This is a genomic window from Maribacter sp., from assembly GCF_016744255.1.
Classification (GTDB): Bacteria; Bacteroidota; Bacteroidia; order Flavobacteriales; family Flavobacteriaceae; genus Maribacter_B.
Genome location: NZ_JADGES010000110.1, coordinates 1 through 10,668, shown reverse-complemented (window position 1 = coordinate 10,668; position 10,668 = coordinate 1). Strand labels below are relative to the sequence as shown.

15 protein-coding genes and 1 pseudogene are annotated in these 10,668 nt (G+C 32.0%); 14 read left to right on the top strand and 2 right to left on the bottom strand.

What is annotated here, in order from left to right:
- A pseudogene (locus QZZ51_RS14505) lies at positions 1 to 814 on the bottom strand (hypothetical protein); the annotation flags it as partial.
- 448 nt (positions 815 to 1,262) lie between these two features.
- Here QZZ51_RS14505 and QZZ51_RS14500 point away from each other — a divergent pair.
- From QZZ51_RS14500 to QZZ51_RS14435, 14 genes are all read left to right on the top strand, one after another.
- Complete coding sequence (locus QZZ51_RS14500; protein ID WP_291870933.1) at positions 1,263 to 1,823, top strand: TetR/AcrR family transcriptional regulator; 561 nt, start codon at positions 1,263 to 1,265, stop codon at positions 1,821 to 1,823.
- Positions 1,824 to 1,895: 72 nt separating this feature from the next.
- The gene (locus QZZ51_RS14495) at positions 1,896 to 2,312 is read left to right on the top strand and encodes a nuclear transport factor 2 family protein (protein WP_291870931.1); all 417 of its coding nucleotides are present in this window, start codon (positions 1,896 to 1,898) and stop codon (positions 2,310 to 2,312) included.
- Between the two features lie 118 nt (positions 2,313 to 2,430).
- Positions 2,431 to 2,967, top strand: coding sequence for a carboxymuconolactone decarboxylase family protein (locus tag QZZ51_RS14490; protein ID WP_291870929.1), 537 nt, complete (start codon positions 2,431 to 2,433; stop codon positions 2,965 to 2,967).
- Between the two features lie 47 nt (positions 2,968 to 3,014).
- Complete coding sequence (locus tag QZZ51_RS14485) at positions 3,015 to 4,001, top strand: alpha/beta hydrolase (RefSeq protein ID WP_291870927.1); 987 nt, start codon at positions 3,015 to 3,017, stop codon at positions 3,999 to 4,001.
- 106 nt (positions 4,002 to 4,107) lie between these two features.
- On the top strand, positions 4,108 to 4,242 hold the full coding sequence (locus tag QZZ51_RS14480; RefSeq protein ID WP_291870925.1) for a hypothetical protein: 135 nt from the start codon (positions 4,108 to 4,110) through the stop codon (positions 4,240 to 4,242).
- Positions 4,243 to 4,376: 134 nt separating this feature from the next.
- Positions 4,377 to 4,790 (top strand): hypothetical protein, encoded by a 414-nt coding sequence (locus tag QZZ51_RS14475; RefSeq protein WP_291870924.1) that lies wholly within the window; start codon positions 4,377 to 4,379, stop codon positions 4,788 to 4,790.
- Positions 4,791 to 4,867: 77 nt separating this feature from the next.
- Positions 4,868 to 5,323 carry a deaminase gene (locus tag QZZ51_RS14470; RefSeq protein ID WP_291870922.1) on the top strand — a complete coding sequence of 152 codons (456 nt, stop codon included), beginning with the start codon at positions 4,868 to 4,870 and terminating at the stop codon, positions 5,321 to 5,323.
- Complete coding sequence (locus tag QZZ51_RS14465; RefSeq protein WP_291870920.1) at positions 5,316 to 5,942, top strand: pyridoxamine 5'-phosphate oxidase family protein; 627 nt, start codon at positions 5,316 to 5,318, stop codon at positions 5,940 to 5,942. Before QZZ51_RS14470 ends, QZZ51_RS14465 begins: the two co-directional genes overlap by 8 nt.
- Positions 5,943 to 5,967: 25 nt before the next feature.
- Positions 5,968 to 6,450: a nucleoside deaminase gene (locus tag QZZ51_RS14460; protein ID WP_291870918.1), complete on the top strand. Its 483-nt coding sequence runs from the start codon at positions 5,968 to 5,970 to the stop codon at positions 6,448 to 6,450.
- Between the two features lie 62 nt (positions 6,451 to 6,512).
- Positions 6,513 to 6,662 (top strand): hypothetical protein, encoded by a 150-nt coding sequence (locus tag QZZ51_RS14455; protein ID WP_291870916.1) that lies wholly within the window; start codon positions 6,513 to 6,515, stop codon positions 6,660 to 6,662.
- 127 nt (positions 6,663 to 6,789) lie between these two features.
- Positions 6,790 to 7,194, top strand: coding sequence for a hypothetical protein (locus QZZ51_RS14450; protein WP_291870914.1), 405 nt, complete (start codon positions 6,790 to 6,792; stop codon positions 7,192 to 7,194).
- 34 nt (positions 7,195 to 7,228) lie between these two features.
- Positions 7,229 to 7,999, top strand: a complete 771-nt coding sequence (locus tag QZZ51_RS14445; protein WP_291870912.1) for an MBL fold metallo-hydrolase — start codon at positions 7,229 to 7,231, stop codon at positions 7,997 to 7,999.
- Between the two features lie 214 nt (positions 8,000 to 8,213).
- Positions 8,214 to 9,155: a hypothetical protein gene (locus QZZ51_RS14440; RefSeq protein ID WP_291870910.1), complete on the top strand. Its 942-nt coding sequence runs from the start codon at positions 8,214 to 8,216 to the stop codon at positions 9,153 to 9,155.
- Between the two features lie 196 nt (positions 9,156 to 9,351).
- Positions 9,352 to 10,236 (top strand): hypothetical protein, encoded by an 885-nt coding sequence (locus QZZ51_RS14435; protein ID WP_291870908.1) that lies wholly within the window; start codon positions 9,352 to 9,354, stop codon positions 10,234 to 10,236.
- Between the two features lie 42 nt (positions 10,237 to 10,278).
- On the opposite strand, the gene QZZ51_RS14430 is transcribed toward QZZ51_RS14435, so the two are convergent.
- Positions 10,279 to 10,527 carry a hypothetical protein gene (locus tag QZZ51_RS14430; RefSeq protein ID WP_291870906.1) on the bottom strand — a complete coding sequence of 83 codons (249 nt, stop codon included), beginning with the start codon at positions 10,525 to 10,527 and terminating at the stop codon, positions 10,279 to 10,281.
- Between the last annotated feature and the right edge of the window lie 141 nt (positions 10,528 to 10,668).

Below are 10,668 nucleotides of genomic sequence, written 5' to 3'. Positions count from 1 at the left end.
TACTTAGTTTGATGATTTTCCTTCCCAAAGCCTTTTCTAAGAATTTGGATGTTTGTTTATTTAAGACTTGGACTTTTCCGTTATGAGTTATGAAAATTCCTTTGTTGTACGTTAAGATTAAAAGTTCATTCTCTTTGTAACGGATTAAGTCGGTAACGGCTGCGGAGGTATTGGGAAGGTCAATCACTGTTTCGAGCACTTCTCCTCTCACTTTTTTTATAACCTTATTATTTTCTACAACGAAAACTTCATTTTCAATTGTTTTTGTAAAATTAAAACGACCCTCCGCATGATAAACCTTAAAATGGTCGTCTTTCCAAACGAACATTTCTTTAGTGGTAAGAAAATAGACAGCATCCTCTGTAATGCTAATTTCCCGAATACGTTGAAAGTTATCGGTTGTTAGCTTATTTTTTAGTGAGGTAAACTGTAATTGTCCATTCGTATCTGGTTCTAAATATCCCAAGTCATTCTCTCCTCCAGCATAGATCTTATTATCTTTAGTAATTGCCAAAGACATGCAGGAGGCAAAGTTGGGAAGTGAAATGGTTCTCCAAGTAACACCATCATATTCCAAAACCCCTTCATTGTTAGCTGCGTATATAAATCCTTCTTTGCTTTGAACAATACTCCAATTTTGAGAAGCAGCATTATAGTCTGCAGGGGAATAATTTTGAATATATGGCAACCCAGTTTCCGAAATTTTTTGAGAAAATCCACAGTAAAAGAAAGGGTTGAACAAAAACAGGAGTATTAGTTCTAACCCAAAATATTTTACAAAGTATTTTTTATGTAAAACTTTATTTTTTTTCATTTTTACTTACTTTTATTGGTTGCTCTAGGTTAATAAACATAAAGAAAAGCCAACGCAATTTTTAACCTTAGAAATTGTGCTAGTAATTGCCGCCATGTTAGCGAATATAACACTGTGGAGGTTTTTGATTTAATAAACTGTATAATTTGGAGAAAACAAAGGTTCATTAGCTATTTTTTCTGTGTGAAAGGTAATTCCCTTAAGATATGCTAAAAATTAATGATTAGGATGTTGTGCTGTCGGATGGAGGAATAGCAGAGACATAATAAGAAGGAACTACTACTACTACTACTACTACTACTACTACTACTACTACTACTTATAATTGAGTAAGTTCTTGGAAATTTGTTAATTAACGAATAAGGTTTTCTGCATTCTAAAAAAAACTAAAATGTTAAATACATACAGACTTGTCTGTTTTTATTAAATGTTATTATATATTTGCCGTATGAAAAAGAAGGGAGTAAAAGAGAGAATCATTGAAACGGCATCAGATTTATTTTATAATCAAGGGTATAGCCAAACAGGAATAAATCAGATTATAGCAGAAGCAGGTGTAGCAAAGGCAAGTATGTATCAACACTTTAGATCTAAAGAAGATATTGCCGTAGAGTATTTAGTTGCAAGGCATGGAATGTGGATGGGTAAATTAAACGATTGTGTCTCTAGAAAAAGTACTTCTAAAAATAAAGTTATTGGGTGTTTCGACTATTTAATAGAATGGCTAACAGAGGTGAATTTTAGAGGATGCGGTTGGCAAAATATTATTACGGATTTACCAGAAGAGAATCATAAAATAAAAGCCCAAGCTGTGTATCATAAAAATGAATTACGCAAATGGATACATAATTTATTATTGCAAGAGGAACAGTATAAGGAAGAGGAGGTACTCGATTTAGGAGATCAAGTTTTAATTTTAATAGAAGGTGCTATTATTCTTTCTCAAATTCAAAAAGAAAGTTGGCCTATTGAGAGTGCTAAAAAAGCATGTATTAAGATATTAACTTAGAATAAGTAAGAGACAAAATTACATAAAACATATTAAAAATATACAGACTTGTCTGTATGTAAAATAAAGACTATGATTAAAATAACCCCTCCTTTTACAAAGGAAACAGCAGCAGCTAAGGTGCAAATGGCAGAAGATGCATGGAATAGTAAAAACCCAGAGAAAGTTTCTATGGCCTATACTATAGATTCACAATGGAGGAATAGAAGCGTCTTTTTTGTAGGTAGAAAAGCAATTGTAGGTTTTCTTAAAGACAAGTGGAAAAAAGAAAAAAATTACAATCTAAGAAAGTATCTCTGGTCTTTTACAGATAATAGAATTTCTGTAAGATTTGAATACGAATGGCAAGATGCAGCAAATGGTCAATGGAAAAGAACCCATGGAAATGAACATTGGGAGTTTAATGCAGAAGGATTAATGAGAGTTAGAGATATGAGCGCTAATGATATCAATATTAAAGAAACAGAACGAAAATTTAGTAATAATTAAAACATAGAAAGATGAAAAAACAAAAAGAATCTAACCATTCCTTATGGAACAGTAAACGACGGTACAGATAAGAATAGCTTATCAAAAATTAAATCATTAATACAAATAATAAATAATTATGAATACACTAAATCCTTTAACAGTAGAAGAGGCAAACGAAAATTCACAGGCAATTTTTGCAAAGCTAAAAAGTAAAATAGGAATGCTTCCAAATTTATATGCAACAATGGGCGTTTCGGACAAATTATTAGGAGGTTATTTAACCTTTGTAGATACTTTAAAAAGTGGCGAATTTTCTAATAAAGAATATGAGGCTATTGCTTTAGCTACTTCGCAGGCAAACGGTTGTATATATTGCCTTTCGGCACATACAGCAATAGGTAAAATGAACGGTTTTACCGAAGAAGAAACATTGGAGCTTAGAGCCAAAACAATTGAAGATCAAAAGTTAAACGCTCTGGTGTCATTGGTAAGTGAAATTATCGATAGTAAAGGATATCCATCCGAAAGTACAACTACCAATTTCTTTAATGCAGGTTATTCAAAAGCTGCTTTTGCAGAATTGATTGCTGCTACGGCATTAACTACAATAACAAATTACATATACCACAACGGAAGTTTTGAAATTGATTTTCCAAAAGCTCAAAGTTTATAAAAAAACCCCAATTAGATTATTATTAATCACTATAAGATAGAATTAAAATGAAAATAAATATTTTAAAATCAATATTCGGGATAGCAGCTGTAGCTGTATTGTCCATGGGGTTATTCTCCTTTGAAAACCCAGTAAACGAAGAAGCTGTAATTATTGTTAAAAAAAAGAGCTCTGCAACATTACATAAAACCGTTAAAGTTAATGGATTGAATATTTTCTATAGAGAAGCAGGTGATGTAAAAAAACCAACTATTCTGTTATTACATGGATATCCAACTTCATCTCATATGTTTCGTAATTTAATAACAGACTTGTCTGTTCATTACCATGTGCTAGCCCCTGATTATCCGGGTTTTGGGAAGAGTGATCAGCCTAAAATTAAAGATTTTGATTATACATTCGATAATATGGCAAATATTGTGGAAGGCTTTTTAAAGGAACTAAGGGTAGATAAATATAGTATTTATTTAATGGACTACGGAGCACCTATTGGGTTTAGAATAGCCACCAAATATCCAGAAAGAATAGAATCCTTGATTATACAAAACGGTAATGCCTATGATGAGGGATTAAAAGATTTTTGGATACCCATAAAAAAGTATTGGAACGATTATACCGTAGAAAATGGAAAGCCATTAGAAGGATTCCATACACTAGCAGGGTTAAAGTGGCAATACACGCATGGGGTACAAGATTCAATAAAAATTAGTCCAGATAATTGGGAAATAGACTTAAGGCATTTAACCCGTCCAGAAAATAATGAAATTCAATTGGCCATGTTCTATAGTTACAGAACCAATGTTCCTCTTTATCCAGAATGGCAGCAGTATTTTAGAGAGCACCAGCCACCTACATTAATAGTTTGGGGTAAGAACGATTATATATTTCCTGCAGACGGAGCTCACCCTTATAAGAGTGATTTAAAAAATTTAGAATTTCATTTGTTAGATACAGGACATTTTGCTCTAGAAGAAAAGGGTGATGAAATTGCAGGTTATATTCTAAATTTTTTACAAAAAAATAACATCAATTAATCAAACGAGTAGTATTTCATATAAGTCAGTTCAAGTTTATCATTTTATTTAATCAAGGGAATATTCTCTTGGACTGATTATTATAATCATCAAAAAACAATCTATCATGAAAACAGTTAAACGATCCTTATTTTTTATTTCCACTAGACTAGGAGATAGAAATTATAGAAAAATCAAAAGAATATATCCAAAACCACATATAGGTATGGGGTATTACGAGGCTTTCTCATTAATTGAATAATAAAATAGTATGAAAACTTTAATGAGCAGCAGTAATAGCTTTTTATATAGAAAATTAGAAATTTCAAATGCAAGTAAAAGAATACGTTGGAATTTTAAAAGACGAAATAAATAATAGTTTAAAATAAAGAAATTATGAAAACAATAAATTGGAAAAAAGCAATATTAGCAGGTTTTTTAGGAACCATACTTTTTGATCTTTTAGGTTTAATTATTACAGGAACCTGGTGGGATATTCCTGGAATACTTGGAGCAAAAACAGGACTAGGATTAGCTTACGGAGTGGTAGGTCATTATTCAAATGGTATATTATTAGCTATACTTTATGCAGGGATAGCGCCTTCACTTTGGGGACCAAAATGGTTTAGACCAATACTTTTTGTGGTTGGAGAAACAATAGCCTTGGTTTGGTTATTTATGCTGCCATTATTAGGGGCGGGTGTAGCAGGAATAGATATGTCTCCAATGATGCCTGTAATTACATTGGCAAGACACCTTGTTTATGCAGTGCCATTAATTTTTCTAGTAAATTTTGATGCAAAAGCCTAGAGGGCTAATACTTCTATATCAGTCGAAAATTAATCTTGTTTTTTCTACTGTTTTTTAACTTTTATGATATTAGGAAAATGAAAGACCATGAGCTATTTATGAAAGAGTGTATTGCTTTGGGAAAAGAGGCTTTAAAAATGGGGAACCCGCCTGTTGGAGCAATAGTGGTTAAGAATAATAAAGTAATAGGAAAGGGATTAGAGCTGGCAAAATCATCTAAAAATATTGCAAAACACGCCGAAATAGAAGCTGTAAAAAATGTCTTAAACAACGGTTTTCAAAATTTAGAGAAATGTGCACTGTACACTACACATAAATCTTACCTAATGTGTGCTTATGTTCTTAGAACTTATAAACTAGAGATACTGGTATATGGTATTGAAGTTCTTCATATCGGAGGGGTTTCTTCCGAATTTAATATTATGAATACATCTAATGTTCCAAATTGGACAAATCCTCCAATAATAATCGGTGGTGTTTTAAAAGAAGAATGTAAATCTCTGTCTAATGAAAAAAAACATAACAATGGCTAAAAATTTCGCAGAGATAGCATTTACAGATGCAGTTAAAAAGCTTCAGGAGAAACATGGTAGCCGAAAAAGTTATGAGCGCATGGAAAAATTCAGTTTTGTTGATAGACTTACAGAGGGAGAGATGTCATTTATTCAAAACCGAGATAGTTTTTATTTAGCATCAATCGGAGTAAAGGAATATCCATACATACAACATCGTGGAGGTCCAAGAGGTTTTTTAAAAGTGCTGGACTCAAAGCGTATCGGCTTTATAGATTTTACAGGTAATAAGCAATACGTTTCTGTAGGTAATATGGAGACAAATAATAATGTATCGCTTATTATGATTGATTATCCAAGACGAACACGCCTTAAAATATTCGCTAAATCGGAAGTTGTTGAACTTAGAGATAACCCTGAATTGTACCAATCTCTTAATTTAAAGGATTACAAATTTAGACCAGAACGTATGATGGTTTTTCATATTGAAGCCTATGATTGGAATTGCCCACAACATATTACACAACGCTATACTATAGAAGAAATTCAGGCAGCCTTTTTACCTCAGCAAAATTATATTGCTGAATTAGAAAAAGACATTAAGGAGCTTAAGGGGGAAATTAATAATAAGAGATATTAATGATAAATCATAACAGACTATGACTATGCAACAGGATATTAAATTTTTAAGAATGACAATGGATATGGCAAAAAAGTCTCAACAGAAAGGAAACTTGCCATACGGATGTATTTTAGTAAGTAAAGAAGGAACTGTACTTTTAAAAGGAGAGAATACAATCCATACAGATCGTGATTGTCTTGCACATGCAGAAATAAATGTAATTAGAGAAGCTTCTAAAATATATGACCATGCTTTTTTAAAAACCTGTACAATTTATACAAGTGATGAGCCATGCCCAATGTGTTCCTCAGCAATTTATTGGAGTGGTTTGGGAAAACTTACTTATGGTTTAAGTAAAGACGCATATTATAATATAGTAGGAAGAGATGCCCTTGATTGGGTTTTTGAGATATCTGCCCGAGAGGTTTTAAAAAGAGGGAAAAGAAAAGTGGAAGTGACAGGTCCTTTTTTAGAGTCTGAAGTAGCAGAATTGCACACAAATATAAAACATACAAATTATGGATAACTATCTATCCATAAACAGCATCTGAGGGTATTGCAGATAGTCCGTCTAAAAAGAATATACACATGAGTAGGGCAGGAGCAGCAATTGCTACTACCAAAGCACTACCTCAATATACTGGTAAGTTTGATGAGGTTGCAGAACGAGTTCCTATTCCAGTTGGTTCCTTGTCCGATACAACTTCTGTTATGGAAAAATCAGTGACTATAAACTAAGGGAATACAATTATGGAAGAGGAGGTAAAAACGGGGGTTTGCCGGGCAGATGATACGAGAAATACTAGCAATAGAAAGATAGTTTTTACAATACATTTTAAGTAACAAGAAAAATTAAGAAAAAAGAATGAAAAATAATTTTGATGTACAAAGTATAGGAATTAATAGACCTGCAAATAAGGTGTTTGAGTTTATATCTAAACCCGAAAATTTATCATTGTGGACAAATGCCTTTGCGCAAGCAAACCAAACATCTGCAATTATGGTTACGCCAAATGGAGAATTATCTATTGGGCTAGAGACCTTAATTTCTAAAGAAAACGGAACAATTGATTGGGTTATGACCATGCCAGATGCAAGTATTGGAAAAGCTTTTTCTAGAGTATCTGAAAATGGTAAAAACGCAATTTATTCATTTGTATTACTAGCACCTCCGGTTCCTTTGGAACAATTAGAAGGAGCATTATCTGCTCAAAAAATAGTATTAGCCGAGGAGCTTAAAAAGCTAAAGAATTTGTTAGAAATAAAATAAATGAAAGTGCCCATGACAACTAAATAATTATAGAATGTTAAAGATTCACCATATAAGAAATACTACGATGGTTCTGGAAACGGAGAAAGACGTGATTTTAATCGATCCAATGTTAGGGAACCAAGGAATTATGCCTTCTTTTACACTTTTTAGACATAAAGCAAGAAGAAACCCTACAGTTCCTCTTCCAGAAAGTTCCAAATTAATATTAGAAAAAGTAACACATTGCTTAATTACGCATCAGCATCCAGATCATTTGGATAGCAAAGGAGTGGAGTTCTTAATCAAAAAAAACATCCCTATTACTTGCAGTATAAAGGACAAAAAAGCATTAAAGAAAAGAGGGTTAAATGTTATTCAGGCCTTAAAATATTGGGAGAAACAAAAATTTCTAGGAGGAACAGTTAGGGGTATCCCTGCTATACATGGGTATGGATTTGTGGCCAAGACAATGGGGAATGTAATTGGATTTTACGTAGAACTACCCAATCATAAATCTATCTACCTTAGTTCTGATACTATTTACACAGCTTCAGTAACTAGGGTTTTAAAAAATTATAAACCAGATATTAGTATTTTGGCTTGTGGTGCTGCTCAATTCGATGTGTTTAAACCACTTATTATGAATATAGATGATATTTTAAAGTTTGTGAAAAATAGCTCAGGAATAGTTATCGCAAACCATATGGAATCTATAAATCATTGTCCATTAACAAGAAAAAAATTAAGAGAAATATTAATAAATAATAATCTAGTACATAATGTTTTAATTCCTGAAGATGGAGAATTAATGACTATAGAATAGGCCAGAAGGTAACAACGTGTTCTATGAAAAGTTCAAGGAGAGATTCAATAATCATCTGATTTTTTTTGTTTTAGAACACAAAAAATAACGGTTGATATAAAAGGATTTTTCTTCTTTGGAATAGTTTGTAGTACAGTTTATCGATAATTTGTAAGAAATAGTATTAAGCTATAGGAAAACACATTATTTTTACCTGAAAAATCAAATCAAATATATGAAGAGCCTTTTTTCATTAATAGTTTTCTTATTCAGTCTATTTAGTTTTTCCCAATATGAGTATCCAGAAAAGAAAAACGCCGATATTGTTTTACGAAGTACCTTAGCTGTTCAATTATTGGATGAGGATAATGAATCTGCCAAGTATGCTAATGCTGCTGTAAAAGAAGTTTTCAGCGAAAATTGGAAATTAACTGAAGTAGTTTTCCTTTCAAAAAGGGAAATAGAAAAATTAAAAGATTCTAAGGATACAAAATATACATATCTAACTCATGATGATGCACTATTAAAAGATATGCGAATGGGCCATATTTCACCAACAGGTAAATTACATTCAATGGGTGTTAACGCTCCTTCTGGGTCAGTAAGTTTTAAGTACGCCGCTTTTACGTTTGCCTATTATAGTTATAATCTTGAAATAACAGGTGAAAAGAAGCCAGTATCAGTAACCAAAATTGGTTTTGCAAATGGCGAGCTCTCAAAAATAGATTACCTCTTTTTATGCCAGCAACTTTCACATTTATTAGATAGTTCAAGTAAAAGTGTGCCTAAAAACGAATATTATAATATAGAAAGTAACATAGAGTTAAGTAAAAATTCGCAATTGACCTTACTAGAAGATTATTTTAGGGAAAAGGATATCAAGAAGATGGATTCTTATTATAAAAATGATTTTAAGCTAGTAAAAAGAGAGGAATATCAAGATGTAATATTAAACAAAGAGTCTGGGAAGACTTATGTTAAAATCATTTGGTCTCACCAACATAGAATGTATTTATGGACTGTTGTAAATGCGGAAGATGGTACTGTTATTTCGCAAGTAGGTTTTGGAGGTATAAAGTTTGGACGTAATCACGATGCAAATGATATTATCAAAGCGAAGCATTTAAAATATATTACTAGTACTATGGCTCAGAAGGTAAATAACCGGTATAAATAATTTTTAGTCTTTAATTTAAATTGTGGGTACCTAGACTTTAAATGATTCTTTATTCGATGTTCTTTAACTTTATTACTAGCCAATACATAAAGTGTTATATCAATGAAAAAAATACTTTATGTGGTTAGGCGTAAAAGTTTATTAAGTCTCGTTTGACACCCTTGAGTGTAGTTCCGTTTCGTTTTTTCATCCAAGTATGAAAGTTCGATTAAGGCTAATACTTTTTCTTGATTGGAAAAACATTATTGATTATTACAATACCTACGATGAAAAAAAATTAGACAATATATTAATTGATTTCATCGATAATGAAGAGGTTTACTTCAAATTAGTAAATGATAGTTTGAATTCTCTATCTATTGAAGAAGATGTTAAAAAAGAACTGGCCTTAGCGGTTATTTATTGTGATGAGTTATCACTAGAAAGTCATAGTAAAGTAAGAAGTCTATATCACTCAAGTTGGATTGGCCTTGAACTTAATAAACTCTCTTTTGATAAGATTGAATCTATGGTAAATGAAGAATTTATTCGTTCATCCTCGGACTACTTTGACAAGTTAAAAGAGGATTTTCCAGACTTACAAATTTCTTTAATTGAGAACAATATAGACTCCTACCTAAATACGGCTGAGGAATACAATATCGAGGTAGTTGATTATATATTACTAATGGAATCGAAACATATTTCAGATTATCAAAAAGCGAAGTTGTTGGATGAGCTTGACGAAGAAATCATTGTTGATAATGATAAATTGGCTGGTCTAGCTTGTAATATTTTGGCTAATGTTAGTTCCGCAAAGAAAAGCTTTAGCTTTTTAATGGGACTATTCGGTAAAAGCAAATCAAATGCTGATAGAATAAGACTTTTTAATTCCAGCTCTTACGATATATCTACTGAGCAGGCAAAGGAACTAGTGAAAAAGCTGACATATCCTTACTCTAGATTTCTAGAGCCCAAGAAAAGAACTAGAATCGAGGCAAATGACTTGCATTCAAATTTTATAGATAACCTTCAAAGACTAAACTTAATTTCTTCACACAATCTAAAAGAGGGCAAAATTGTAGTAATATCTAAATATTAGAGAGAAAATTTCCACAAGATTTAGAGAGCGTTCAATAATTTTCTAAAGAGCGACAACCCAGGTAATCATATTTAATCGTTTGCTCATTTTCAAAATAGTAGTCAAAACATCATCTTCATTGGGCAACACCCCATAAACCAAAAACTTAAAGTCATTTTGATACGTATCTTTTAGTTGATTCCAAATTATTTCAGGGCTTTTGAAAAGCAAGGCTTCTTTTGGGTGATGCCTTAACCAATCGTTATTGTTCTTAAAGCTTTGTACGTCATCGGCGGCTACTTTTAATAGCATTGTATCAAAATCATCTGAAGTGAAGAACGCTTGTACCGTTTCTGGAGTTACTACATTTGTTTGGACGGTAGGTTAAGCTTTAAATTAATAACTTAACCCACGATGAAAACAGAAAGAAGACATTACGAAAAGTCATTTAAA